Origin of the sequence: Thermoflavimicrobium daqui, assembly GCF_003313465.1 — a bacterium.
Taxonomy (GTDB): domain Bacteria; phylum Bacillota; class Bacilli; order Thermoactinomycetales; family Thermoactinomycetaceae; genus Thermoflavimicrobium; species Thermoflavimicrobium daqui.
In genome coordinates, this window is the sequence record NZ_KZ845682.1 from 1 (window position 1) to 26376 (window position 26376).

Annotated in this window: 24 protein-coding genes and 2 rRNA genes; 12 read left to right on the top strand and 14 right to left on the bottom strand. The window is 37.5% G+C overall.

Annotation, left to right across the window (positions count from 1 at the left end; genetic code table 11):
- From DL897_RS17260 to DL897_RS18035, 3 genes are all read left to right on the top strand, one after another.
- A 23S ribosomal RNA gene (locus tag DL897_RS17260) occupies window positions 1-85 on the top strand; the annotation flags it as partial.
- A gap of 95 nt (window positions 86-180) precedes the next feature.
- Window positions 181-297: ribosomal RNA gene (gene rrf / locus DL897_RS17265) — 5S ribosomal RNA — on the top strand.
- Between the two features lie 655 nt (window positions 298-952).
- Window positions 953-1426 (top strand): hypothetical protein, encoded by a 474-nt coding sequence (locus tag DL897_RS18035; RefSeq protein WP_145962242.1) that lies wholly within the window; start codon window positions 953-955, stop codon window positions 1424-1426.
- A 157-nt stretch (window positions 1427-1583) separates the two neighbouring features.
- Here the strand turns inward: DL897_RS18035 and DL897_RS17275 are convergent, their stop codons facing one another.
- The 5 genes from DL897_RS17275 to DL897_RS17295 form a co-directional block, all read right to left on the bottom strand.
- A complete protein-coding gene (locus tag DL897_RS17275) occupies window positions 1584-2807 on the bottom strand; it encodes a metal-dependent hydrolase family protein (protein ID WP_168188863.1) in 1224 nt (407 codons plus the stop codon).
- A gap of 164 nt (window positions 2808-2971) precedes the next feature.
- Window positions 2972-4114, bottom strand: a complete 1143-nt coding sequence (locus DL897_RS17280; RefSeq protein WP_113660366.1) for an ABC transporter permease — start codon at window positions 4112-4114, stop codon at window positions 2972-2974.
- A 179-nt stretch (window positions 4115-4293) separates the two neighbouring features.
- Window positions 4294-5205: an ABC transporter ATP-binding protein gene (locus tag DL897_RS17285; protein WP_206186546.1), complete on the bottom strand. Its 912-nt coding sequence runs from the start codon at window positions 5203-5205 to the stop codon at window positions 4294-4296.
- Window positions 5206-5302: 97 nt separating this feature from the next.
- Complete coding sequence (locus DL897_RS17290; protein ID WP_113660368.1) at window positions 5303-5695, bottom strand: GntR family transcriptional regulator; 393 nt, start codon at window positions 5693-5695, stop codon at window positions 5303-5305.
- A gap of 368 nt (window positions 5696-6063) precedes the next feature.
- Window positions 6064-7449: an amino acid permease gene (locus DL897_RS17295; RefSeq protein ID WP_113660369.1), complete on the bottom strand. Its 1386-nt coding sequence runs from the start codon at window positions 7447-7449 to the stop codon at window positions 6064-6066.
- A gap of 448 nt (window positions 7450-7897) precedes the next feature.
- Here DL897_RS17295 and DL897_RS17300 point away from each other — a divergent pair, with 448 nt between their 5' ends.
- On the top strand, window positions 7898-8557 hold the full coding sequence (locus tag DL897_RS17300; RefSeq protein ID WP_113660370.1) for a hypothetical protein: 660 nt from the start codon (window positions 7898-7900) through the stop codon (window positions 8555-8557).
- A gap of 549 nt (window positions 8558-9106) precedes the next feature.
- Here DL897_RS17300 and DL897_RS17310 read toward each other — a convergent pair.
- Window positions 9107-9466, bottom strand: coding sequence for an amidase family protein (locus DL897_RS17310; protein ID WP_276308605.1), 360 nt, complete (start codon window positions 9464-9466; stop codon window positions 9107-9109).
- A gap of 267 nt (window positions 9467-9733) precedes the next feature.
- Between DL897_RS17310 and DL897_RS17315 the strand changes: the two genes are divergently transcribed.
- The 4 genes from DL897_RS17315 to DL897_RS18405 all read left to right on the top strand — a co-directional run bounded on the left by DL897_RS17315 (window position 9734) and on the right by DL897_RS18405 (window position 13224).
- Window positions 9734-11143 carry an L-cystine transporter gene (locus DL897_RS17315; protein WP_113660373.1) on the top strand — a complete coding sequence of 470 codons (1410 nt, stop codon included), beginning with the start codon at window positions 9734-9736 and terminating at the stop codon, window positions 11141-11143.
- Window positions 11144-11300: 157 nt separating this feature from the next.
- Window positions 11301-11855, top strand: a complete 555-nt coding sequence (locus tag DL897_RS17320; protein WP_168188864.1) for a DUF4253 domain-containing protein — start codon at window positions 11301-11303, stop codon at window positions 11853-11855.
- A gap of 164 nt (window positions 11856-12019) precedes the next feature.
- Window positions 12020-13015: a right-handed parallel beta-helix repeat-containing protein gene (locus DL897_RS17325; RefSeq protein WP_113660375.1), complete on the top strand. Its 996-nt coding sequence runs from the start codon at window positions 12020-12022 to the stop codon at window positions 13013-13015.
- Between the two features lie 53 nt (window positions 13016-13068).
- Window positions 13069-13224 (top strand): hypothetical protein, encoded by a 156-nt coding sequence (locus tag DL897_RS18405; protein ID WP_168188865.1) that lies wholly within the window; start codon window positions 13069-13071, stop codon window positions 13222-13224.
- A 132-nt stretch (window positions 13225-13356) separates the two neighbouring features.
- Here DL897_RS18405 and DL897_RS17330 read toward each other — a convergent pair whose 3' ends face one another.
- From DL897_RS17330 to DL897_RS17340, 3 genes are all read right to left on the bottom strand, one after another.
- On the bottom strand, window positions 13357-14004 hold the full coding sequence (locus tag DL897_RS17330; protein WP_420824150.1) for a spore coat protein: 648 nt from the start codon (window positions 14002-14004) through the stop codon (window positions 13357-13359).
- 339 nt (window positions 14005-14343) lie between these two features.
- Complete coding sequence (locus tag DL897_RS17335; RefSeq protein WP_113660376.1) at window positions 14344-14523, bottom strand: capping complex subunit for YIEGIA; 180 nt, start codon at window positions 14521-14523, stop codon at window positions 14344-14346.
- 22 nt (window positions 14524-14545) lie between these two features.
- The gene (locus DL897_RS17340) at window positions 14546-15430 is read right to left on the bottom strand and encodes a YIEGIA family protein (RefSeq protein WP_113660377.1); all 885 of its coding nucleotides are present in this window, start codon (window positions 15428-15430) and stop codon (window positions 14546-14548) included.
- A 217-nt stretch (window positions 15431-15647) separates the two neighbouring features.
- On the opposite strand from DL897_RS17340, the gene DL897_RS17345 reads away from it, so the two are divergent.
- Genes DL897_RS17345 through fumC form a run of 3 tightly spaced genes read left to right on the top strand, consistent with a single transcriptional unit; the run spans window position 15648 to window position 20160 of the window.
- Window positions 15648-17078 (top strand): aldehyde dehydrogenase family protein, encoded by a 1431-nt coding sequence (locus DL897_RS17345; protein ID WP_113660378.1) that lies wholly within the window; start codon window positions 15648-15650, stop codon window positions 17076-17078.
- A 5-nt stretch (window positions 17079-17083) separates the two neighbouring features.
- On the top strand, window positions 17084-18739 hold the full coding sequence (locus DL897_RS17350; RefSeq protein ID WP_113660379.1) for an acetolactate synthase large subunit: 1656 nt from the start codon (window positions 17084-17086) through the stop codon (window positions 18737-18739).
- A 32-nt stretch (window positions 18740-18771) separates the two neighbouring features.
- Window positions 18772-20160 carry a class II fumarate hydratase gene (gene fumC, locus DL897_RS17355; protein ID WP_113660380.1) on the top strand — a complete coding sequence of 463 codons (1389 nt, stop codon included), beginning with the start codon at window positions 18772-18774 and terminating at the stop codon, window positions 20158-20160.
- A 150-nt stretch (window positions 20161-20310) separates the two neighbouring features.
- Here the strand turns inward: fumC and DL897_RS17360 are convergent, their stop codons facing one another.
- The 4 genes from DL897_RS17360 to DL897_RS17370 form a co-directional block, all read right to left on the bottom strand.
- Window positions 20311-22707, bottom strand: a complete 2397-nt coding sequence (locus tag DL897_RS17360; RefSeq protein WP_113660381.1) for a penicillin acylase family protein — start codon at window positions 22705-22707, stop codon at window positions 20311-20313.
- A gap of 224 nt (window positions 22708-22931) precedes the next feature.
- Entirely contained in the window at window positions 22932-23090 is a 159-nt protein-coding gene (locus tag DL897_RS18410; protein WP_168188866.1) for a hypothetical protein, read from the bottom strand.
- A gap of 356 nt (window positions 23091-23446) precedes the next feature.
- The gene (locus tag DL897_RS18415) at window positions 23447-23608 is read right to left on the bottom strand and encodes a hypothetical protein (protein ID WP_168188867.1); all 162 of its coding nucleotides are present in this window, start codon (window positions 23606-23608) and stop codon (window positions 23447-23449) included.
- Window positions 23609-23643: 35 nt separating this feature from the next.
- On the bottom strand, window positions 23644-24555 hold the full coding sequence (locus DL897_RS17370; protein WP_113660382.1) for an ABC transporter permease: 912 nt from the start codon (window positions 24553-24555) through the stop codon (window positions 23644-23646).
- A 546-nt stretch (window positions 24556-25101) separates the two neighbouring features.
- Here DL897_RS17370 and DL897_RS17375 point away from each other — a divergent pair.
- Entirely contained in the window at window positions 25102-25806 is a 705-nt protein-coding gene (locus tag DL897_RS17375; RefSeq protein ID WP_168188868.1) for a sensor histidine kinase, read from the top strand.
- Between the two features lie 146 nt (window positions 25807-25952).
- Here DL897_RS17375 and DL897_RS17380 read toward each other — a convergent pair whose 3' ends face one another.
- Window positions 25953-26333: a hypothetical protein gene (locus DL897_RS17380; protein ID WP_113660384.1), complete on the bottom strand. Its 381-nt coding sequence runs from the start codon at window positions 26331-26333 to the stop codon at window positions 25953-25955.
- Window positions 26334-26376 lie beyond the last annotated feature (43 nt).

The following is a 26376-nucleotide window of genomic DNA, read 5'->3' on the forward strand; positions in this document are numbered from 1 at the left end:
GTAGATGACGAGGTGGATCGGTCCGAGGTGTAAGCACAGCAATGTGTTTAGCTGACGGATACGAATCGGTCGAGGGCTTAACCTACTTACTCTCACTCTGACTTCATTTCCTTTCTAATTTTCAAGGTGTGTGATTCACACATCTGAATATTGTCCCAGAATCACAGATTCTGGGAAACGTCTGGTGATTATAGCGAAGGGGTTCCACTCGTTCCCATCCCGAACACGACAGTTAAGCCCTTCAGCGCCGATGGTACTTGGGGTGCAGACCCCTGGGAGAGTAGGTCATTGCCAGGCAATCTTAAAAATACCTTAGTAAAGTCTATAGACTTTACTAAGGTATTTTTTTACCTTTACTTTTTATAGATATTTGGGATGGAGATATTTTAAAAAGAAGACATTTTAAATTAAAGCGATTAAAATTTAGTTATGTCATTTTACTTGAACCTTTAATTAGTAAAGAAATAGAGCTCTTAATAAATAATACTCTTCAATAACTTTTTATACTAAAAAACTTGGATCATTTAGAAGTTATTTATGAGTTGTAAAAATAGACAAGATCACTTTTATGAAAGGAGATTTAATAAAATTCGTTAATTTGCGAAAAACAATTTATAAGTTAAGTTGAAAAATCCGATAGATTGTTACTAGGGCAAAAGGACAGTACTTCAATCCTTTTGCCCTAGTAATATTCATTTATGAAACACTGACTTTAGATCGAATTCGCTTAACACGGTAGTAGACGCTAAAGAGGGATAAAATGGCTGTGACAGGAGGTACAAGTAAAATATAAATAAAAATATATTTCAATTGAATATGATTCAAGATATATCGCCAATCCATTTGCTTCATAGCAATATCAATTATCTTATTGAGTCCATCTTCCAAATAAATAGGAATTAGCATATAAATACTGTATTGTAAGCAAAAAAGCAGTCCAATGAAGAGATAAGTGATAAAACTTCGCAAAGAAAATGATGACTTTGATTGTATCTTTTTTGGGTCATCTTTTTCATCAAATAATATATCGACCGAAATGGGAAGAAAAAGAGTGTTAAAGAGAATTAAACAAGAAAATCGAATCCAAACAGACATATTTATGATGTCAAAAATGAGTAGTAAAATAAAATTAATAATAAGGATAGCTATGACGAAAATGCATATACCAAACCATTCTAAGCTAAAAAACTTATATATCGAAGCACCTTTAACTGCTCTGAGTGCATTAGAAACAGAGGTAGAAAAAAGAATGGTGATAGATAGGAGAGAAAGAATCAAAAAGAGAGCCAAAGATCCAAAAATCATTAGGAAAATTTTTAGGAAAATTTCAACGATGAGTTTTATAATCATCCAAATAGGTGCTAGTAAAAACGAGAGAAGATCGAAAGGTGAGAAATCAGGTGTTAGTAGTCCTGCGATGAAATAGATTAACGCATAAAAAAGAGAAAATAGAAGCAAAACGATAATCATAGCTATATAGTTCGTAATTACTAAAGAGAATCCATGTTTTTTCAAAATGTGAAAAAAACGCATTGAATCCCTCCGCCTTCATTCACAGGCTGTTTATGTCCCACAAAGCCATTTTATATATCTTTTAGTAACTTCCCACCCACAAATACTTTTTTGATGTTATTCGTATCTAATAAAACTTTTATATTTTCGGCTGGATTTCCTGATACGACAAGAATGTCTGCGTATTTTCCTACTTCGATCGTTCCAATCTCATCTTCCATATCCATAGCTTTAGCGGCTGTTTTGGTGCTGGCTACGATTGCCTCCATCGGACTAAATCCAAGATCATTCACAAATAGATCTAGTTCTAAGGCATTTTCCCCATGAGGAACAGGTGAACAGCCTACAAAATCAGATCCGATAGCCATTTGAACCCCTGCTTCATATGCTTTTCGCATATTGATCTGATGAATTTCATAAACTTTTTTGGATTTTCTTAATCCGAATTCGGGTACACCATGATTTTTGCCTTCGGTAATAAGTCGATGTACGATGGAGAGAGTGGGAACTAGAATGGCATCCCTCTTAAGCATTAGCTCGATCCCTTCATCGTCGATGAAGATTCCATGTTCAATCGTTTTAACTCCAGCGATTAGAGCATTTTTGATCCCTTGTGTACCTTGGGCATGGGAAGCGACAAAAGAGCCAACTGCTTCTGCTTCGTATACAATCGCTTTGATTTCATCAATGGTGAATTGAGAAAAACGAGGGTCATCTTTTTCCGATAATACACCTCCTGTAGAGCATATTTTAATGAAATCGGCACCAGATCGGAACTGTTCTCTAGCTGCTTTTCGGCAATCATCTACGCCATCACAAACCCGATTTTTATTAAACTCTAAAGGAAGCATATGAAGATCACCATGTCCGGCTGTTTGTGTGAGCATTTTATAAGCGGTTTTTATACGTGGTCCTTGATATAACCCCTCTTGGATCAGCTGTTTGATATAGATAGTAACAGGGCTTCCGACATCTCTTACACTTGTAAAACCTGCGTTGATCAATTTAGGTAAATCCGTTAAGGCTCGTCCAAGCAGGACTTCATTTGGCTCTAGAAAAGCGACTGCCAAGTTTAGAGAAGTTACACCAAACAAATGCATATGGGCATCGATTAAACCAGGCATAAGGGTATATTCGCTTGTATCAATCACTTCCACATCCTTTGGAATCGTGAGTTCGCTTAAAGGTCCTACTTGGCTAATTCGTTCTCCATCTATGATAATACCTGCGCTTTTCAATATAAATCCATTTCCATCAATCAGATTACCGCCTTTTAGAAAAATGGGTTTATGCACTTGAAACATCCTTTTTTTGACTATTTTATATATATAGAATAATATTATAAACTATGGTTATTTGCAATGGAATGTTATAACGCAACAAAATAAATCACCATTTTAGAACTTTTATCAATAAGCAAAATAAGACTCCCATATTGGAGTCTTATTTTGTTAAAATATTAGTTTGTGGCGGAACGGATAAATCTCGGAAAACAAATGAGCGCGATGATCAGGCCAACTAATCCATAAGCTATTAGTATCATTAAGCTTATCCAAATATCACTGATATCTGCACCACGCAGCATCACATCTTGAAACCCTTGTTGTGCCCAATATTGTGGAGTAAATTTACCAATCATCTGTGCAAAGGATGGAAGTAACTCGATCGGCATCCAAAGTCCAGCCACCATGGCAGTCCCCATTGAAAATAATTGGGCGAGAACTACTCCTTGGTTTTCTCCACTAATTAGGAAAGTAACTGCTAGACCGATTCCAGTTCCACATAAGCTTAAACAGAGAACCAAAAGCATGATCGCTAGAACATTACCTAATTTTAAATCATAGACAAAATAACCGAAGGAGATGAGTGTTGTACATTGAACAAGGACGGCAATCACAAATGGTATCCACATTCCTAGTAAGTAATGGATGGGATTGATCGCCGTACTCTGAAGTCGGGCGATCATACCTGAATCCTTTTCTTTAAAAAAGCGCTGTATCATATTGATCATGATAAAGAAGACAAACATCACTGTGAATCCAGGAATAACTTGAGTAATGATATCCACTTTGGTACTATGTTGACTTATCTCTTTGATAGAAATAGGAGATTGAAGGGTTTTAGTCACCTCTGCTTTGGTTTTTCCCATAGCCAACAGACTATCCTGTAATTTGATTTCACGATATTGGCTGCTCATATTTTGCAGAATGGCTCGAATCGAGGCTACTGTTTGATCTGAAGTGACATCACGATAGAGAAGAATTTGGGTATGAATCCCTGATTTCATCTTTTTCTCGAATCCACGAGGAATAACAACGAGTGATGAAAGTTTCCCATTTTTAATATCTTGGACTTGTTCTTCCATAGGCTTTGATGTTTCTTCTTGTAGTTTGAATCCCTTCATTTTTTCTATTTGTTTTATAAATGTCTTGGATAGAGCAGAACGATCTTGATCCAGATAATGAATAGTTAAGGTTTGATCGCTATTTCCAAAAATAGAAGCAAATAACACGATGAAAATGATGGGTAAACCGATTAACCAAAAAAATGTTCCTTTTTCTTTAAACATAATTTTTAATTCCTTACGAATCAATGTTCTCATAGCTAATCCCTTCTTTATCAATGTAATTAATGGTGTTTCTAGTTTCGATCCAGAAGAACTAGTAGGGTCTCTTCGATGAAAAAATCTCCAATGAATGTATTTTTTGGCTTAATCACATAACTAAGAAGAAATTTATCAATATTCCCTATATATTCCGCACATAAAATAATCGGAATAATCTAATCGCGCAACTTTGTACCTGTTAGAGATAAAAATACATTTTCGAGTGAAGGTCGGATCATTTCGAGTCTTTTTAAATGCCAGTTATTTCTGGATGCTAAGTGGAGAATTTTGGCCATGGTTTCAGTAATCGTATCTGTTTCTAAGACCCAACCTTGGCCTTCTTCATAAATTTTTGTAACGTTATTTAATTGAGGTATCCCAGATAAACCTTCAGCCTCGATATAGACAGCCTTTTGACTATACTTTTCAAGTAATTCATTTAAAGGACCTTGTGTAATGACATTTCCGTGATCGATGATGGCAATGTCGTTACATAATGCCTCTACTTCTTCCATGTAGTGGGTGGAATAGATAATGGTCATCCCTTCTTTAATGAGAGAGCGAATCATCTGAAAGATATGGTTTCTCGATTGCGGATCAATCCCTACAGTAGGCTCATCAAGAATCAGTAACTTAGGGCGGTGTAAAAGTGCTGCTGCGATATTGATTCGTCGCTTCATTCCACCAGAAAAAGTTTTTATCGCATCTTTGGCACGATCACTTAAACCTGTTTGTTCCAAAGCTTCAGCAATTCGTTGTTTCAATGGTTGACCATACACACCGTACATCTCACCAAAAAAAACTAGATTATCATAGGCGCTTAACTGTTCATATAATGTAATGGATTGAGGAACATAGCCGATCTGATGTAGGATCGCTTTGGATTGTTTTTTTATATCCTTTCCGAATATATGGATATTTCCTCCATCAGCCTGAATAATTCCTGTAAGAATCTTCATCGTTGTCGATTTGCCAGCCCCATTCGGGCCGAGCAAACCGAAGCATGTTCCTTGACTCACAGTGAAGGAGACGTTCTGTAAAGCTTTTTTCTCTCCATATGTTTTCTCTAAACGGTCTACTTTTAAAATGGTTCCCATGATTTGAATTCCTCCTTGATGTCAAATCATAAACTGGTTTTTGATTTTGTGTTAGATTTCAAAAATGTTTCGAATGGGTTGTACTGATTCATTTTCCTTCCCTTTTTGCCTTGCATACATACTCTTCAACATCTGCCCATGAAAAACCAAGACCTTCAATATTTTCAAGGAACTCATCAATATATTGTTCCAATAGCTTGGTTTTAAATTTTTTAACATATTCATCAGAGGCAGTAATAAATGTTCCTTGACCCCTGCGCTTTTCCGTTAGGCCAGCTCGTTCTAATTCTCGATAGGCTCTCATTACTGTATTGGGATTGATCTTTAACTCATGAGCCATTTGTCGAACGGAGGGAATCTTTTCTCCCAATTGAATCTCCCCTTTGGCAATGGCATTACGTATCTGATCTAAGATCTGTTCATAAATTGGTTGACTAAAGTCAATCCGCAGCCGGATAGAGCCAACCTTGTGTTCTTTCATAAGCATTCCTCCAATCAAGAGGACTTTGTATATTATGTTTTAAGTGTATTATATCACTTAATACACTTAATGCAAGAAGAAAATGATATTAAATAAAAATGGACTAGTCATATTATGATCGTAATCCTTATCTACTAAAGCTAAAAATCTAAATCATTCCTAGATTGATACCGAGAATCGTTTTTGTGTAAGGAATGACTTTTTCCAAAGAGACAATGCCTCTATAAGTGTAATCCTTAAGAAATTTTATGAAAGGATCAAAGATAGGGGAGTGAATAGGAAAGCAATTTGATTGACATAGAGAATGTCATCTAAGCTAAATAAAAAGAGTCTAGCATATGATTGCTAGACTCCATCGTTCTTAAGATTTATCCTGTTTTTTCTTTGGAAGATGTCTCTGTCTTCTTATTTTTATTTTTAGTATATAAATAGCCCACCGTTAAGATCGCGAACCAGATTGGAGCCACATATAAAGCAACACGAGTATCTTTGTCCATACCTAACATGACCACGATCAGTCCGAGGAATAAAAGAACAATCCAGTTGGTAACAGGTGCACCAGGTAATCGATAAGATACTTCTGGTAATCCTTTTTCTTTAACTGCTTTTCGGTATTTCATGTGGGCAAACACAATCATACCCCATGTCCAAATACTCCCGATCAAAGCTGTACTTGTGACGTAGACAAAAGCTTTCTCTGGTACTAGGTAGTTCAAAACAACTCCAATTAATAACGCAATGCTGGATACAGTTAAGCCGAAAGAAGGAACTTGACGTTTATTTAACTTAGCAAAAGCAGCTGGTGCTTGTTTGGATTCCCCTAAGGAGTGTAACATCCGTCCAGTACTAAAGACACCACTATTACAGGAAGACAGTGCTGCAGTAAGAACAACAAAGTTAATAATATCCGCAGCATAAGGGATACCGATCTTTTCAAATGTCACAACAAAAGGACTTTGTGTTGGGTCTAATTGGTTCCAAGCATAGATTGACATGATAATAAACAAAGCACCGACATAGAAAATCATAATCCGCCAGAGAACTTTATTAATAGCTGAAGGGATCGATTTTTGTGGATCTTGGGCCTCCCCTGCTGTAACCCCTACAAGTTCTACCCCTTGGAAGGCGAAAGCAACCATTTGTAGTGAAAGTAACATCCCCATAAAACCTTTAGGGAATAATCCACCATGTGCCCAGATATTTGAAATTCCTGTTGGTTTAATGTTGCCTAGACCGAATGCAATAATAACCAGTCCAATGGCAATCAGGGCAATAATGGTCACAACTTTAATTAAGGCAAACCAGAATTCAAACTCTCCAAAAAGTTTCACAGCGATGAGGTTAATAACATAAACAAAAATCAAAGCCATGAGTGCGGGAATCCATGGTGGCAGGTGTGGAAACCATTTCGTCATATATTGACCGACTGCTGTAATTTCAGCCATTCCAGTTACAATCCACATAAACCAATAGCTCCAACCAGTAAAGAATCCAGCCCAAGGACCAACGAATTCTTCAGCATACTTACTAAAAGATCCAGAAACAGGGCGGTATAGGATAAGCTCTCCTAAAGCACGCATGATAAAAAAGATGATTATACCAGCAAGTGCATAGGAGATCATGATAGAAGGACCTGCTACTTGAATAGACTTAGCTGAGCCTAAGAATAGTCCAACACCGATAGCTCCACCAATAGCGATTAATTGAATGTGTCTGTCTTTTAAGTCTCTTTTTAGGTTATTCTGTTGACTCAATGTTTACCCTCCTTCTAGTTAAAGCTTATTTTATTAAATAAAAATATGAAAATATACGTAAATTTATTTAATGAAATTATACAATAAGATGAAAGCGTTCACAAGAAGCAATGTTTTTGAGTAAATATTTAATTATTTCATGAATATTGTTAATTAATATCTTTGCTTGGGGTGATATGTAAGCCACTTAAGGTTAAAGTGTATCGTAGTTGTGATGAGGATATGGTTTTTAACTCAAAAAAGAGAAATAAATTAATTTTAGGATTAGAGAATAATGTCAAGGGAATATAAATGATAGAGAGACTGTAAAATTATAAGCTCCTTTATTAGTAGGAATGTTGAAATACACTGTCCTATCGGTGGAGCTGTTTTATCAGCTAATGTCCTACTGTGAAGATTTTGATCTTGGAGTATACAGGTATTGTATTACTTTAAGGAGGGAGCATTTGTGTCGCTTGAAGAAATAAGAGAGTTTATTGATGAATGGATCAATGAAAACTATCAAACAGTTAAATTTGATGCCAAAATACTAGAAATAAAACATTACCAAGGGATCAAACAGTTGATATCAGATATGCAAAATGCGGAGATTTTTCCAAGTTCTTATGAGATAGAAGTATTACAAGTGTTAAATGATTCAGATCATAACCATAAAGAGATTCGAATTTTAGAAGATAAAAAAATTCTATTTCATTATCCGATTGATGATTTTATTAATCTTTATGGTGAAATAAACCGTGATGAAATTTGTGAGTTTTTCGTTAAATTTGAAGAGGTCTTATCGCAGGAAGATGACAAAAAAAGTGAATGGGTCGAGTTGGGAAATGGAAATCCAACAGATTTAAATATAGGATCTGGGTTAGTCGAAGCCCAAAGTGTAAACATGAAACAACGAGAAAAAATAGAGCAAACCGTTCAAGAAAGTATAGAACAAGAGGAAATCGACTTTTTGGATAAATTCACTCAAAGTATTAAAAGCCTAAAAATTGAACGTGATCAAGCGATCTTTGATAAAAGGCAGTTAGAGGAAGAAAATCGATTCCTTAGAGAAGAGAATGATCGTTACAAAAAATGGTTTTCTGAGTTCCCCAATCAGCGCTATGATTGAAATGTTTGGGAAAGAATTATTGGCTTGATTAGAAATCTCTTCGGTTTAAGGTGTAATAAACGGAATAAAAAAGATGAATTGTAACTTTAACTAAAAAGTCAAACATGGGGATTTTTTTATATTTGACTTTTTAGATTATTAGTAGGGTTGATAGCATATTATTACAAGAGCCGTTGGCATACGAGGAGGCCAACGGCTCTTGTATATAAATATTTTATATTGATTACTCAGAAATCATTCTCACTAAAAAGATTTGATATCCTTTTATTGGACAATTCTGCTACTTCATTATAGTTTCTGATCAGTGTATTTGGGACCGTGGAAAGTAATGCCAAAGGGAGAACCATTTTTCTCATATCCGGCTGGGATGGTAACAATAGGGAATGAACCTGCCGCACTAATCGGTGACGGGTTAGACCCAATGCTAAGGCTTACATCGATTTTTTGTTTTTCAAAATATCCTTTGGAAATTCCTATTCTTTTTCCTTTAACCATTTTTCTTTAATAGTGCTGTATAATTAATGGTCTGTGAATCCATTTCATTTAACATCAGGCAACGTTCTTGATATTTCTTGTGATCAATCCGGCAGTATCAAAGGTAGTTGATAGTTTAAGAAGTCCCGATTGACTAAGAATACCCATCGTTGGCTTAAATCCAATCAGCGATTGTTTACTTGCTAGGTTGATAACAGAATCGATGGTGTCCGTACCTACTGAGATAGAAGCGAAATCAGCTGCTACTGAAATGGCTGAGCCACTACTGGAACCACTAGGATCATTGATTTCCATATGGTGGAGTTGATAGGGATTCAGTTCTTGTCCACCTACTGCGGAGTATCCATTTTTAGCTGTGAAAGACATAAAGCCACTCAGTTCAGACAAGTTAGCTTTCCCTAAGCGGTTACAAATGGAATTTTACGAATAAACAGCCATCACTAAAATGATATATCTTTCGATGGTAATGGTATAAAAGGATAATCATCGATGAGTGAAGGATTTGTTTCTCCATTCTATCAACAGGGAATATTATTTTTACATCAATCTACTATCTTATAAAATAACAATCCAGATATTTAGAATAATCTTTTATTTAAAACATAGTTGACTGATGGGTATTATTGTAATATAAATAGATAAGTAATCTATATTAAATTCATCGGGAATGGAGGAAAAAAGGTGACCACACTTTGGATCGTGGTAAATATCGCATTTTTACTATTGCTTATTCTATTTTTATATAAGCTACAACAAAAACATATTTCTTTTTCAAAACGTGTATTTATTGCCTTAGGGCTTGGAATTGCTTTTGGCCTTATACTCCAATTCGTATATGGAACCAAATCAGAAGTTATTAAAACAACAATGGAATGGTTTAATATTGTAGGAAAAGGTTATATTAAACTACTACAAATGATCGTTATTCCACTGGTGTTTATTTCGATCTTATCCGCTTTTACCAAGCTAAAGCTAACGAATAATTTAGGGAAAATTAGTGGACTTATCATTGGTATTTTAGTAGCTACTACAGCGATTGCAGCGGCTATTTCGATTGCTACATCCACTGCTTTTAATTTGGAAGCTGTTCAAATTCAACAAACAGACGCAGAAACAGCTCGTGCAACCGAGTTGGAGCAACAATTTGGTGAGATTAAAGATTTAACATTACCACAAAAATTACTTGAGCTATTACCAGCAAATCCCTTTCTAGACTTTACAGGTGCACGTCCTACTTCGACGATTGCGGTCGTGATTTTTGCCGCTTTTCTAGGCTTTGCATTTCTCGGGGTTAAACGGAAAAATCCTGAACATGCGGACCGAATGGTAAAAATCGTAGAGACCTTCTATACATGGATTATGAGAGTGGTTACTCTGGTCTTACGCCTTACGCCATATGGGATCTTAGCGATTATTACCAAAGTGTTAGCGACGAGTGATTATAGTGCGATTTACAAATTAGGAAAGTTTGTAGTTGCTTCGTATGTGGCGCTAATTATTATGTTTGTGATTCATTTGCTCTTATTAACCTTAGCCAAATTAAACCCAATCACCTATGTAAAAAAATCATTGCCAGTCTTTCTATTCGCCTTTAGTTCGCGTAGTAGTGCAGGAACTCTACCACTGAATGTAAAAACCCAGACTGATAAACTAGGAGTTCCGGAAGGAATCGCTAACTTTGCGGGTTCGTTCGGACTTTCGATCGGGCAAAATGGATGTGCAGGCGTTTATCCAGCGATGCTTGCAGTTATGATTGCCCCAACGGTGGGAATCGATCCGTTAACTCCTTCTTTTATTTTTACTTTAATTGCAGTAGTAGCGATTAGCTCATTCGGTATTGCTGGTGTTGGTGGTGGGGCAACATTTGCAGCTCTCCTCGTGTTATCGACCATGAATTTACCGATTGGTTTAGCAGGATTGCTCATTTCAGTCGAACCGCTGATTGATATGGGGCGTACAGCAGTTAATGTTAGTGGAAGTATGACAGCTGGGCTTCTTACCAGTAAAATCACCAAAGAACTGGATACGAAAACTTATCAAGCAAATGACCAGATAGTCGTAGATGAAGATATTAAAACGGCTGGAGTCTAAGAGAATATCAAATATAAAAATTAAACGGCTTGGTGTCTATCATCGATAGGCACCTTTTGTTTTTGTTTGATCCTTTAAAAAGATAGTTTAATAGAGTATAATAGGAACATAAGTTCTGATTATTATAATGAAAGTACATAGGGAGAAGGGGAAAGAAATGAATTCATTACTTACAACAAGTGCATGGTTAGAAGAGGAGTTAGGACAAAAGGCAAGACCATATTCTACTTATGACTTTGGAAGACAAAAGGATGAACAACAGGTGTCGTTTTTGGTAGATTCACTTGAAACAGGATTTCATTTGGTATTACAATATCGCGAAAAACTTCCAAAGGATTTGGTTATGTTCGTAGGGACAACAAATTGGCTAGGAGAAGAACGGCATCATGGTGTGGAATTAGTTATCGGCTATGGAAAAAGTCAATGGGATATACTACGCATTGCTCGAACTGATGCAGCCAATTATAACATCAATACAGAAGATTTAATTACCAAGTTATCTCAGTATCATCAGCAATTTGGGATTGACATCCTCCAAGCTGAAACAGATACGGTTTTATTTGACTTTATTCAATTACCTAATGATTTACGAGCATTTTGTGAGGACTGTTATCGGTTTTGTCCAGATATTGTAGATCAAGGATTTGGAAGTATCGAAGATTTTATGGAAGCCGTAGAAGTTGTACTGTTTGTGCGATTGTGGTGGGACTAAAGTCAAAGCTTCCTATATTTAAAAGAGAAGGTTACATTAATCCAATGAATACGGAGGACATCATGTTATGAAGATGATTGCTCGATTTAAAGCGATAAGAGGTTCATTAAGCGGGTAATCTCTTTATAAGAATGTCTTAACATTTGAAAAGGGAGGAAAAATCGGTGGTACGTACGAATTTGAACATGATGATCATCTCCATGTTTCTGGTAGTCTTTTTTGTATGCCAATTCAATGCTGGTGTTGCACATGCCGCTAATGCAACTCGTACTACTCGTGTAAGTTCGGCAGCTGAACTTTCGAAAGCTTTAGCCAATGCACAGCCAGGAGATCGGATTGTTCTCGCTGCCAATACTACTTTTTCTGGAGTATTTAAAGGGAAAGTGGATGGAACCGCGACAGCCCACATTATATTGGAAAGTGAAGACCCAGTGAATAAGTCTACGTTGAAAGGTTATGGGACAGGAACCGGGTATGCACTGACGATTTTAGGAGATTATTGGATTGTAAAAAATGTAAAGATACAAAATGCACAAAAAGGACTGATGCTAGATAACGCCAATCATACTTTGATTGACGGAGTAGAAGTCTTTAACATCGGAATGGAAGCGATCCATTTTCGTGATGGTAGTTCACATAATATTCTGCAAAATTCTCAAATTTATAACACAGGAATCGTAAACCCCGGTTATGGAGAAGGAGTTTATGTCGGATCAGATAAAGGGAAATGGAATACTTATGCTCCATCAGCGGACCATAATACGATTCGTAATAATGTAATCGGTCCTAACGTACGGGCTGAGCATATCGATATTAAAGAAGGAACGACTGGAACCATTGTAAGTGGCAACATTTTTTATGGTGCAGGAATCAGTGGGGTTAACTATGCAGACAGTTTTATCGATGTGAAAGGGAATGACGTGAAGGTTGATGGGAATACAGGATATCGTGACAATAACACGAACATCAAAGATGCGTTTCAACTTCATCAACAACTTCCTAGCTGGGGGATTAACGCGGAATTTAACAATAATTCGGTTTACCTTGATGAACCTACAGGATATGTTGTGAATGCTGCGAACGGAACCACAGCTAAGGCATATAATAATAAACGGAGTCCGTTAGGTAATATGTATATGGGTAATGTGACGACAGATTGATGAAATGAAGGAAATAGGTAGTTATTAATTTATCTGATGAAAGGTAGTTGTCAATGCCTTTAATAAGATTAGAAGGTGCAAGTGCCGTTGGTATAACGACGACTTGTCAAGAATTAGCTAAGCGATATCAAACAGATGTAGTACCAGAAGTCAATTTGTTATTTGAACACCCTGATCCAGAACCGCCAAACTGGTATTTAGAATGTTAGGTAGAGAGATGGAGTATTGCCCAAGAAAAGTTAAAAATACATGGGCTTGTCTTTGTCGTTATGGTGATAAATGTTAATGTTGTCATAAAAAAAGCGCACCTGTTTCAAACAGAGGCGCTTTTTTTTATTGGTTTATTGGAGCATTTGTCCAGTTGGTGATAGTGATGCTCCTGTTGCAGGTGCAAAAGATTGTAAAATCGCTTGGGTATCTTGGGCTGTATATTGTGGTACTTGGTAGTGTCCATGCTTGTTTTGCCATAAGAAAAGCTCGTAACCCATTTCGATACAGTTTGGAATGCTATCCTGAAGTACACGACGTACGACTGGGTTGGTTACTTCAAATGCAGCCATGGTTTTGCCGCTTGTAGCTGCTTTGATCAGTCCGATTAAGTGTCCGGCGATATGGCTGTCATTGACTTCAGCTGTGGATTGAATCGGTTTCTTCGGTTGAGAAGGTTTTAAGCCATAGGTAATGGTTTCATTACTTTGTGTCATTTGATAACTCTTAGTACCATGAGCAGGATCTTGTCCTGTGGAGAAACATTGAACAAGCATGTTGTACTCATCTACCATAAAGCGATACTGTCTGTCCATCATTTGTTTTAACTCAGGGTCTTTGACAGATGGATAATGAATCATGTACTCGTTAAGTACATTGATGGCTGCATCCAATACTTCATGCATGTCATTCACTTCGTGACCACCGTGGTTCAATTGAACGGTGCCACCATGTATATTTTTTTGTGGAGCTTCATTGGGATTCATATTAAACGGTTGCATATTGATCACTGTTCCTCCAAAAACCGAATTAAGTTGGTTTTTTGGATGGCAACAGCATTCACCTCCTTCAGATTTTCACAGTATTTAAAGTGCCCCAAAGTAAACAACATATGCTTAGATCAAATATAAAGAAAATATTTTTAAATAGTGAGATAAACCAAAATACAGAGGATGGAAAGTACTTTCAATGCTTATAATAATTACCTATATTCTTCTGAGTTGACCTAAGTAAAAAGTGTCCCTCTCGTAACATAGGGGGAAACACAAAGTAGCTCTTATTTCTTTTGCTAGGAAACAAGGGATACTTTGTGTTTTTTGACCGATTTCACATCATGAAGGTTAATGTCGAACTAGGATCATCGTTTGGGAATTCACTTCATGAGCGTTGGCATCTAAAATTTTTTCTAAGGTGAAGGAGGTTTGTTGTAATTCTTCACGATTTTGTACCTTAAAAATGGGGGCACCACCAGCGATATTATCAGGTTCCATGGTAATAACGGCTAAAATTTTGCTTTCCATTGTTTTTGTTCCTTCCATTTCACTAATTTTGAGCTTGAGTTGGCTGACGAACTGCACCCTCTAAGACGGGAGTTAGATTGATCACTTCAAACACCTCTTTGATATTTCGATCTTGTGGAAGCAAAAAGATCCCTAACCTTCCATCCTTTAAATCGCGTTTAGCTAGTGGAAGGAGGGCGGGCTCGCCTGTGTCACGATAAACCCCTAAGATTGTGGATACATTATGAATAATTGCCTGTCTCTGTCCCATATTTCCTAAAGTAACCCGCCCACTCGCATTTTTCGGTTTTAAGACGACTCCTAATGCGTTTTCTAAAATATGCTTTTTATTATCATCAAGTCCGATATTCATGATATAGATATCATCTACATATAAATTAGGTCCTTCGATGCGAATTTCTCCTTCGCTTACATCGGCAATTTCCCGAATGACCTGCCCAGATTTAATGAACCGAATGAGTAAAAGAACGATGATCCCTACAATTGATCCACTCCACCATGATTTAAATAGAACCGCTGCCAGTGAAGTGAGTAGGGAAGTGAAAATAGTGAGATAGTTACGTCCCTCAAAAACCATGGCAATCCCTTCAATATAGCTTTTACCACGAGGTACGAGTTCCATCTCATCTAAGTTAAGTAACATCTCCCTTTCCATGTTTCGAACATCGCGAAATTGCTGAGCTGCAACGGTGAGGAAAGTAACGGCTGTAAAGTCTTTTTCAAGCAAAGCAGGGACGGCTACTGCACCCAGCGCTGCAGCAATTAATCCTAAGGAAAGATGAATAATATATCCATGCGGATAAGTTGGATATTGGCGATAATCGGTACGTAGCATCCAAATACGCGCGATTAAGCCGAATAATATGCCAATTATGATTGCTTCAGTATAGTGTCCTAATTGAGACATAACTCAAGCTCCTTTTAGATCAAGGATGTTAGTGGAGTAGTAAGTTTTTTCTTTTTTTGATGTTATATTTTTCCAATCCATGTTTCCATGATTTCCGTTTCAAAGGTTTTTAAACATGCTAAAAGAAGAGGTATTTATTGATGTATCTGGTATTCTTTGAACAACTAGGAAAGACTAATCGTTGATACGAGATTAATTAAATCAGACAAAAGGGAGAATGAAAATGGATCAAAGACATCTATGGATCGGTGGTAAATGGAAACAAGCTGAGCGTTATGAATCTTTACTTTCTCCGTATAGTGGAGAAGCTATTGCGAAAGTAGCTCAAGCAACTAAAGAGAATGCAAAAGAAGCCATTGAGGTTGCTCATCAGGCATTTTTATCATTTAAACAAATACCAGCATATCAGCGAGCGGAAATTTTATATCAAGCGGTTCATCTTTTAGAACAAAGAAAGGAAGAAGCAGCTCGTATTATCGCGATGGAGGCAGCTAAGCCGATTCGTAATGCTCGTCTCGAACTGGATCGTACCATCCAAACTTATCAGTTTGCAGCAGAAGAGGCGAAACGAATCGTGGGAGAGAGAATCCCAATGGATGCAGCCATCGGTGGAGAGAATCGCATTGGCTTTACACTTCGATTTCCAGTGGGAGTAGTGACAGCGATCACTCCGTTTAATTTCCCCTTTAATTTAGTGGCTCATAAAGTGGGGCCAGCGATTGCAGCGGGAAACACGATCGTATTAAAGCCCGCAGAAAAGACACCGCTGAGTGCACTTTTTTTAGCAGAGCTTTTTCAGAAGGCGGGACTACCTGATGGTGTACTTAATATTATCCCTGGACGTGGACCTGAATTAGGAGAAACATTAGTGACACATCCTCATGTCAAGAAGGTGACGTTTACAGGAAGTCCTGAAGTAGGGAAAGAGATTCATAAAATGGCGGAGTTTCGTAAAATTACGCTAGAATTAGGGTCCAATTCAGCGCTAATCGTGGATCAAGGTACTGAGATATCAGGGATGATAGACCGGGTGGTAGAAGGAGCCTTTTCTTATAATGGTCAAGTTTGTATTTCGATTCAGCGGATTTATGTTCATCATACCCTTTATGAAGCATTTCTTCATGAGCTGGTGGAACGAACCAAGCGATTAAAAATTGGCTCACCTCTTGATGAAGATACCATGATTACAGCTTTAATCAATCAAAAGGCAGCTCATCGCATTCACGCTTGGATTGAAGAGGCTGTTCAAGCAGGTGCAGAGTTAGTTTATGGTGGTACGTTAGAGGGGAATGTGTTGGTTCCGGCGATCCTAACTCAAGTCCCGCATCATTCGAAGTTAATTCAACAAGAAGTATTTGGACCCGTGGTTAATGTTTTACCATATGATCATCTCGATGAAGTTATTGGGTGGGTGAATGATTCGCGCTATGGGTTAAATGCAGGCGTTTATACCCATGATCTTCGTACAGCATTTTCCTGTATCCATCAAATTGAGACGGGTGGAGTCTTAATTAACGATATTCCTACATTCCGCTTAGATCATATGCCTTATGGTGGAATCAAAGATAGTGGAATTGGTCGTGAAGGAATCCAGTACGCGATTCGGGAAATGATGGTTGAAAAATTGGTTAGCTTCCACTGGAGGTAAAGAATATGAAAGCGACAGATGTGATGGTCCGATGTTTGGAAAATGAAGGAGTTCAGTATATTTTTGGTATCCCTGGCGAAGAAAATATTGACTTGGTTCATTCCCTTGCCTCTTCGAACCAGATTCAATTTATTTCTGCTCGTCATGAACAGGGAGCGGCCTTTATGGCTGATGTTTATGGACGATTAACAGGTAAGGCAGGGGTTTGTTTAGCTACATTGGGTCCTGGGGCGACCAATTTAATTACAGGCATAGGGGATGTTAATCTAGATCATGCTCCAGTCGTAGCGATTACAGGACAGGCTAGCATGGAGAGAATGCACAAAGAATCTCATCAATATATTGATCTGGTTTCGATGTTTCAACATGTAACAAAATGGTCTGTTGAAGTTAAACGTGCAGAGACCCTACCCGAAATCGTTCGAAAAGCTTTTAAGCTCGCCGAGATGGAGAAGCCGGGGGCTGTTCTGATCGAACTACCTGAAGATCTAGCCAGTGAAGAAATCGAATTACAATCTCTTCCCAAAACTCCACTTCCCAAATCAATTCCATCTACGCATGAGATGGAACATGCACTGAAACGAATTCATCAGAGTCAAAAGCCTTTGATTATTGCTGGGAATGGAGTGATTCGACAGCTTGCGTCTGAGGAGCTGCGAAAATTTGCCGAAGCTTTGGATATCCCGGTGACCCATACATTTATGGCGAAAGGTGTACTCCCGCCTGATCACGTTTTAAACTTATATACGATGGGACTACAAGCAAAAGATTATGTTTTATGTGGTGTGCATGAGGCTGATTTAATCATTACGGTAGGGTATGATTTCGTAGAGTATTTGCCGATGTATTGGAATGATGAACAGATTAAGCCAATCATTCATATCGATACACAACCCGCAGAGGTTGATTTACACTATCCGACTGAAGTGGAGTTAGTTGGTGACATTAAGGAGACATTAAAATATTTAACTAGCCATCTAAAAGGAGCAAAAACATGGAGACCCAAAAATGATCTAGTACAGAAGCTAAAGCAAGAAATACAAGATGCTAGAGTGGAAGCGACATCCATTTCAAATCCGGAACATGCTGCGATTAAGCCACAAATCATTCTTTCTCAGCTTCAAAAAATAATTCCTGAGAATACCATTGTTGTTTCAGATGTAGGAGCACATAAGATCTGGATTGCTCGCCATTTCCATCCAACTTATCCCAATCGCGTGATTATCTCCAATGGATTTGCCTCAATGGGCATTGCCATTCCTGGAGCCATCGGAGCGAAACTAGCATGTCCTAATGATCCGGTAATTAGTATTACAGGGGATGGTGGCTTTTTAATGAATGCGGCAGAGATTGAAACAGCAAAACGGCTTGGTTTATCTTTTGTCATCTTGGTTCTAAATGATCGTAAATATAGCTTAATTGACTGGAAGCTTAGAAATCGTTTTAACGCAAGCTATGGAGTTGATTTTAATAATCCGGATTTTGTTCGACTGGCTGAAAGCTTTGGTATTAGTGGATTGCGTGTAAATTCTCAGCAGGAATTAGAACCAACTTTGCAGCATGCTCTGCAGTTAAACGAAATGGTTTTAGTAGAAATCTTTGTTGATCCTGAAGAAAATTTGAAATTAACCCAGCAGCTCGGGAAGTTAGTATGTAGGTAATCATATGCTACATGTTAAGGATGTGAAGAAAGATGAAATATCGGATTGAACGAGATACCCTAGGTGAGGTCAAAGTATTAGCGGATAAGCTATGGGGGGCACAAACACAAAGGAGTCTCCAAAATTTTAAAATTGGTAAGGAAAAAATGCCACTTGAAGTCATCCTTGCCTTTGCCATGATCAAAAAAAGTGCGGCGGTAGTGAATCAGAAGTTAGGGAAACTGGAAGCAGATAAAGCTGAAGTGATTGCTACAGTGGCAGATGAGATTATAGCAGGAGAACTAAATGAACATTTTCCACTAGTTGTTTGGCAAACGGGTAGTGGTACACAGACGAATATGAATGTGAATGAAGTCATTGCCCATCGAGCCAATGAATTATTGGGGAAAAATGGAAGGAACATTCGGCTTCATCCGAATGATGATGTTAATCGATCACAAAGCTCAAATGATACCTTTCCGACAGCCATGCATATTGCAGGTGTACTTATGATCGAAGACCAAGTGCTCCCAGCTCTCAAACGCTTAAAAAAGAGTTTACATCAAAAGATGGATGAATTTAAAGATATTATAAAAATCGGTCGAACCCACTTACAAGATGCAACTCCCTTAACATTAGGACAAGAAGTAAGCGGTTGGTATCGTATGTTAGAAAAAAGTGAACAGATGATTCAAGAAAGTGTTGAAGCGATGAAAGAGCTGGCTATTGGTGGAACTGCTGTCGGTACAGGGATCAATGCCCATCCGAAATTTGGAGAAATGGTTGTTGCCGAAATCAACCGAATCACAGGCAAAAACTTTATTTCCGCACCCAATAAATTTCATGCATTAACCAGTCATGATGCGATGGTTTATACTCATGGGGCTTTAAAAGCATTGGCTGCTGATCTGATGAAAATTGCGAATGATATCAGGTGGATGGCAAGTGGACCACGATGTGGAATTGGGGAGATTACGATTCCAGCAAATGAACCAGGTAGTTCGATTATGCCTGGGAAAGTCAATCCTACGCAGAGTGAAGCGTTAACGATGGTTGCTTGTCAAGTGATGGGAAATGATGCGACAGTAGGATTTGCGGCTAGCCAAGGTAATTTTGAGTTAAATGTGTTTAAACCCGTCTTGATTTATAATTTTCTCCAGTCAGCCAGACTACTTGCTGATGCGATGATATCTTTTGATGAGCATTGTGTCGTAGGGATCAAACCTAATCGTGCAGTGATTGAAGGATATTTACAGGACTCACTAATGCTAGTCACTGCACTTAATCCCCATATCGGTTATGAAAAAGCAGCGATGATTGCTAAATTAGCATATAACGAAGGAATTACTTTAAAAGAAGCAGCGATTAAAAGCGGGTTCTTATCAGAACAAGAGTTTGAACAACTAGTGCGACCAGAAGCTATGATTCATCCAACTGAATGAGCTTCGTCCAACTGTATAGGTGGGAGTTTCTTACCATACTAGGATCAGAACAGACTATATACTACTTTTCGTAGAAGCAAAACTCTACAAAAAGAGAATGAAAAACAGTTGATCCATTTTAAAAGGGTCAACTGTTTTTTTCATTCTTTTTTATTCTGGAGTAAATAGGAGTAAGTCACTATCTGCTTGATATTGCTTAGGTTCCATGGAAGTAAGGTGCTGTTTTCCGGTTACCCAATCATCGATTTGATTGTGATACCACGGACTTAATACTTGCCCAGATTGTCCGGGACTTACAACATTCCAGCTTTGTAAGGGATGGGCTAGATCTACAACTGTTCTCCATGCTGCTCCATGGTTCACTTCACCTGTTTTCTTCCAACCAGCAGCTCCAACTGTAATATGGCTTCCATTTAAAGGTGAGGAGGGGGGGGTGAATAGAAGATCAAGTGGTTTGACAGAGGATAGGGGATGTGCAAATGTAATCTGATGAAACTCTCCCCACTTCCACTCTGATGGGTTGGTTCCCTGTTTGGCTGTAATTTGATCGATCGCTTGCTTAAAAGATTCAAGCACTACTTTTTCCAAACCACCTTTTTCTTTGATCCAAGGTCCTTCCTTTCCTGATGCAGCATTTTGAATCAGTTGTGAAACAATTCCAAATTTTCCATCAAATAGTTTGTCCATCTGTGGATCGATTTGCTTTTTAAACAGGAACTCTTCGATTTTGTTCATTAACATATGATAGATAAGAGGAGCAGCAAGTTCTTTATCATCTTGTAGATTCCAGCTTTTTAACTGCGCTAGGGCTTGCTGCTCAATCGGTCTTAGTGTGGATAATTGTTTGTTTAGTAAGTTCACAAATAAAGGATTAAACTCCTTTGCTTGCAAGTTTTTATTATCAACCTGCAATTTTTTTATATCTTCAACTGTTAATTTTTCTTTGCTTTGTAAGACTTCAATGATACGAGATTGACGGTATGGCTCTGCCCAGGTATGGGTTAGATGAAAAGGATAAGAGTGATCCATCACTCGATTATTGGCTGTAGCGATAAAGCCCTGTTCTGGATTAACCCATGTAGGAAGCTGATCCCATGGGATGTAACCTTTCCATTCATATTCGTCAGTCCAACCAGGCACAGGTAATAATCCATCCCCTTTTTTACGAATCGGGATTTTTCCATTGGCACGATATGCAATCGTTCCATCAGTGGATGCAAAAACAAAATTTTGTGCTGGAGCATGGAAATAGGTTAGTGCTTGTTTAAATTCATTCCAATTTTTAGCTTGGGCAAATAATAAAATGGCTTGTAATTCAGTCGAAGGCTCGAGTGCTGTCCACTTTAAGGAAAGAGCAGTGTCCGGTTTTTGACTATGAGCAAATTCAGAAATGATAGGACCATGTCTGGTAATCTGTATAGGTAGTATAATATCTTTTCCGTCTTTCACTTTGATTCTCTCATGTATGATTTGGGCATTCTCCCATTTTCCTTGGTATAAAAACTGATTCTGGTTTTTGGGATTTCTTTTTTCAATATAGAGATCTTGTACATCGGGTCCAACATTCGTCACACCCCATGCAATATGTTTAGTATGACCTACAATGATTCCAGGCACTCCCGCAAAAATGACACCGCTTACATTCACTTGCGGTGATGTTAAGTGAGTTTCATACCAAATTGCCGGAGATGCTAAACTTAGGTGAGGATCATTTGCCAACATGGGTTTACCAGAAACACTTTTTTCGCCTGAGATCACCCAATTGTTACTTCCATTAAACGGATGTGGAACGACTGCTGAAGCAAAGCTTTTGGAAAGATCAAGTTGCAGGGTTTGTAGCTTTTCGATAATATCAGGTCCATGTTCAGGATAGGAAGGGAAAAGATCAAGGGCTTTTTCTTTGGGGAAGCGTTGTAATAGATAGTAGCGGAAAGCTTGCCCTTCCCAATGTCCACCTAGATCATAAGCCATATATTTTCCAATGGTTAAAGAATCAATAGGTGTCCAAGGTTTAGGTTGATAACCCAAAATAGTAAATTCAATCGGAAGTTTACTTTTGGCTATAGCATCTTGAATATAAGCATTAACACCTTTTGCATACTGCTTCAGATAGTCTTGATATTCTTTTGGATACTTGGAGTAGGAAGCAATAGCCGCGCGATGTAGCCCGAATGTACGAAAAAAGCGATCTTGGTTAATGGTTTTACTTCCAATCACTTCGCTAAGCGTCCCAGAAGCTTGACGACGGCTTAAGTCCATTTGAAATAACCGGTCTTGTGCAGTGACATATCCTTGTACCATAAAAAGATCATGTAAGTTGTTGGCTTCGATATGTGGCACACCTTGTTTGTCCCGCCAAACTTTTACAGGCGCCTGCAATCCTTGAATCGAAATTTCACCATTTAAAGAAGGAAGGGATTTCGATAAGAGCCAATAGCCAAAAGAGCCTAAAAACAATAAGATATAAATCATACACATAGCCAAAATGGGAAGCCATTTTCTGATCGGTATTCTTTTTTGCACAATTACGGTATTAGAAATTCTCATCAAGCCTCCTTTTATTAAGATAATTAATATTAATTATAGACTAATAATTGTTTTAATACATTATTCATATAAGATTTTCTTGGTTTGAAGACCATCATGAAGAATCAAAGATGACCACAAAAGGAATGACAGTCCCTTCTGGGGCATCTTTATGGATTGTTTTCTATCACATTTTCACTGTATTTATTTTAGTAAATGGATATCTCCTGAATCAACATGCACTTCTAACTATGATCATTAGAAGAGTTTACTTCCAATTTGGCATCTAGATTGGATATTTCCCCTTTTAGATGTGCGACTATTTGCTCTTCTTGACTTGGAAGTAATTTAATATGAGCTGAGTCACTTTCGATTTCGATCTGTTTGATATTTTTTGCGGGCAATTGCTTTTTCTGATCGATTTCCTAAGAATGGATACATCCCGTTAATCCAATGATAAGAAAATTAAACAGAATGAGGATTCTTTTTTTCATAACCTCACTTCCTTAGAATTTATAGTAAGTCGATAACATCCCCTATTTTACTAAAGAGATACTTCCAGCAGTTGTCTCCAGATCGACATATAAAGATGAGGGTTTGTGTCCTAGTCTTACATTGATCGAGCCCGCCGTTGCTTGAATTTGATTATTGCCTTTAATATTGTTCCATGAGTCAATCTCAATGGATCCAGCGGTACTTTCACTATCAATCGTAGCATCAATGTTGCTAAGAATTTGCTTTCCTGCAGTCGTATAAACCCTTAAATGATCTCCTTGAAATCCGATTCACTATCAATTTTGATATTTTTGATACTTTTAGCATGAACTTGTTCTTTCTGATCGATTGTTTCATAGTTGATGCATCCAGTTATCCCAATGGTGAGAACACCAATGATAGGGGTTAAGATTATCCATTTTTTCATTTATTTAGACCTCCTAGGATGTTTTTACCCATATTTTAGATGAGGAACATTTGTTCGTATTTCAAAGATTCGTTTAATGGGATCTTTGTTGCCCGCATAGCAGGGATGAGGGAAGTGAACAAGCTAAGCAAAATTCCTAAACAGCTTGCAATGGTAATTTTCAACCAAGGGATAGTAAAACCACTATCTAATTCGAGATCAATCACTTTAGTCAAGAAGTATAGAATGATGAATCCTAAGAGAATACCACTTAAGACACCTGTAACTCCAATAATTAGTCCTTCACCTAGAATCATCTTTTTGATCTTGGATCTTGCAAAGCCAATGGCATGCATGACACCGATTTCTCTAGTGCGCTCTATTACGTTCATCAATAGGGTATTCACAATTCCAATACCTGAAATAGGAATGGCTAGGAGTAACAATCCATAAAAGATATTGATTTGTCCGGCATTTTTCTCAGCTCGGATCAATTGCATCTTAGTGATATTTAATTTGTTAAGTTGACTGCCCAATTGACTTAAAATTTGTTCTTTAACCTGATCTTCATCATTAGGTGTATGATAAGTGATTAACATATTTTTCGTTTTATTTATACCAAATTCATCTGAAAAGCGAATATCAGAAGAGAAACCGATATACCCATTTAGCTTAAGTGTATTTACAACTCCAACGACTTCAAAGGATTGTTCTTCTTTAAATGTATGGATCGTGATTTTTTCACCGACTTTTCCACCCCATTCTGAGAAGGCTGTTTGACTTAGAAGAATCGTGTATGATTTGGATAGCTTTTTCAATAGCTCATTAGTAGATTCTTTGGATGTAAATAAAGGATGATATTGGATCCAGTCTTCATCCATACTCAAAACGGAAAATTGGCGGGTTTCTTGGTCTTTCGTTTTCCAAATGATATTTTTTGCTTCTTTAAAGGTTGTGATTTCTTTCACACCAGAGATTTTTTTAACGGATTCTATATTGGTTTGTTTAAGTGTATAATTTTTTGTTTTTGCTGCCTCTTAGGGAGTTTATCGGACTGCATCGGGAAAGCGATATTTTCTGCAACTGTCATGGTAGGTAATATCATAGTAGCCTCTATATTTGTATATATCTATACCTCTGACTTACCTAGGATTTTACCCAGAAAAATTTTTTTAGAATTGATCATCTTACATATTGTTAGCCACGTATTACCTCTTGTCTTTTGGCGTCCGAAGTATATTCATATGATTTTACTTCCTCTTTCTTTTCTTCTAATAGTGTTAGTGAAATCTATTTCTCTTATATTACAAATGGTTATTCCCGAGTTCTTTCTTTTCCGCTATTGATCGTTGGATTTGTAGTACCGTGGAGAGTATTGCGGTGGTTTGCTATTATATTTTTAGGTGTCATCCCAGCTATCGAAATGATTGTTATACAGAAAGCGGATATAATGAATGAAATTGCATCGATGATTACGAGTATACTTATGAATACCATCTCATTAGGCATTGGCTTTGGAATCCAATTACTTTGGAAAAGTCGAAATCGAAGAGCAAAATCGAGTGCTAGAGTATTATAGTAAACAAGTGGAACGAATTACTTTGCTTGAAGAGCGAAATCGTCTAGCAAGGGAGCTTCACGATTCGGTGGGACATACATTTACTTCAGTGATTATGGGGATGGATGCGGTCTCTTATTTGATTGATACCAATCCAGAAGAAGGAAAAAAGAAATTAGATCGGTTAAGAGAGGTAGCTAGAAATGGATTGGAAGAGGTAAGAAGAAGTATTCATCAAATGGCACCATTGGATGAAGGAGTTTCTTTTTCGGAGCATATTACTCATATTTGTAAGGAGTTTGCTTCGCATACCAATACAAAAATCGTAAAACAGGTAGAAGGAGAAGAAAGGAGAATTGCTAAGCCGATTTTCTGGACATTAACACGATGTCTCCAAGAAGCTCTAACCAATGCTAAAAGACACGGGCATGCAAAAACGATTTATGTAAAGATTATTTATCATATCGATTGGATTGAGCTAAGAGTAGAAGATGATGGGATTGGTATGAATGAAGAAAAGCCGGGTTTTGGGATCATATCGATGAATGAAAGAATTGAAAGTCTAAAAGGGAGTTTTATGTTAACAGGTAATCAATATGGTGGAGTGACTATGATCTGTCGTATTCCTTTGTCCAATGAAGGTAAAGAGAAAATTAGCTAAGGGGTATTGAATCAGATCTAAGGCTCATTGAGTAATTGATAAATGATTTCTTTAGCTATACAGATGAGATCCATCCAAGTTACATGGATGGATCTCATCTGTATAGCTAGATATATTAGAAATACTTAATAACCGTAAACGATAAATTATCTTTGTAATAAGCGTTGGGCGACTTTATCAAGCGTATCACAGATAATGGGAGAATATTTTCTTATAAAGCTTTGGAGCTCATAAAGAATAACGCCTAGTATACGTAAGATGATATTTGATTTTCCTGATGAGGCTGTGATGACATGAGGATTCCCTTTTATCTTCCAATATAACTGATCTAGCATTCGTGAAATCGTTTCTTGGTTAAGATAGGGCTTTAATTTGGATAGTTTGTGGAATAAATTTTGTATGAAAGCTTCCTTTGAGTTGAATGTACCACTTGATCCATCTCTAACTATATTTAAAATCCTTTGTTTAAATAAGACTTGCAGGAAATCCCCAATTAGTTTGATTAATTTTCTAAGTAAAGAATCCATGTTTTTTCCCCTTTTAAATGAGATTCAGAATAAATAATCGCTT

What these genes read in the sequence shown, in the direction of transcription:
- DL897_RS17290 (WP_113660368.1), bottom strand. Translation starts at nt 5,695, where the DNA reads ATGAAAGAACACAAGGTTGGCTCTATCCGGCTGCGGATTGACTTTAGT.
- DL897_RS17335 (WP_113660376.1), bottom strand. Translation starts at nt 14,523, where the DNA reads ATGGAAAGCAAAATTTTAGCCGTTATTACCATGGAACCTGATAATATC.
- DL897_RS17330 (WP_420824150.1), bottom strand. Translation starts at nt 14,004, where the DNA reads ATGCAACCGTTTAATATGAATCCCAATGAAGCTCCACAAAAAAATATA.
- DL897_RS18405 (WP_168188865.1), top strand. Translation starts at nt 13,069, where the DNA reads ATGCCTTTAATAAGATTAGAAGGTGCAAGTGCCGTTGGTATAACGACG.
- DL897_RS17350 (WP_113660379.1), top strand. Translation starts at nt 17,084, where the DNA reads ATGAAAGCGACAGATGTGATGGTCCGATGTTTGGAAAATGAAGGAGTT.
- DL897_RS17360 (WP_113660381.1), bottom strand. Translation starts at nt 22,707, where the DNA reads ATGAGAATTTCTAATACCGTAATTGTGCAAAAAAGAATACCGATCAGA.
- DL897_RS18415 (WP_168188867.1), bottom strand. Translation starts at nt 23,608, where the DNA reads ATGAAAAAATGGATAATCTTAACCCCTATCATTGGTGTTCTCACCATT.
- fumC (WP_113660380.1), top strand. Translation starts at nt 18,772, where the DNA reads ATGAAATATCGGATTGAACGAGATACCCTAGGTGAGGTCAAAGTATTA.
- DL897_RS17340 (WP_113660377.1), bottom strand. Translation starts at nt 15,430, where the DNA reads ATGTCTCAATTAGGACACTATACTGAAGCAATCATAATTGGCATATTA.
- DL897_RS17320 (WP_168188864.1), top strand. Translation starts at nt 11,301, where the DNA reads ATGAATTCATTACTTACAACAAGTGCATGGTTAGAAGAGGAGTTAGGA.
- DL897_RS17380 (WP_113660384.1), bottom strand. Translation starts at nt 26,333, where the DNA reads ATGGATTCTTTACTTAGAAAATTAATCAAACTAATTGGGGATTTCCTG.
- DL897_RS17280 (WP_113660366.1), bottom strand. Translation starts at nt 4,114, where the DNA reads ATGAGAACATTGATTCGTAAGGAATTAAAAATTATGTTTAAAGAAAAA.
- DL897_RS17345 (WP_113660378.1), top strand. Translation starts at nt 15,648, where the DNA reads ATGAAAATGGATCAAAGACATCTATGGATCGGTGGTAAATGGAAACAA.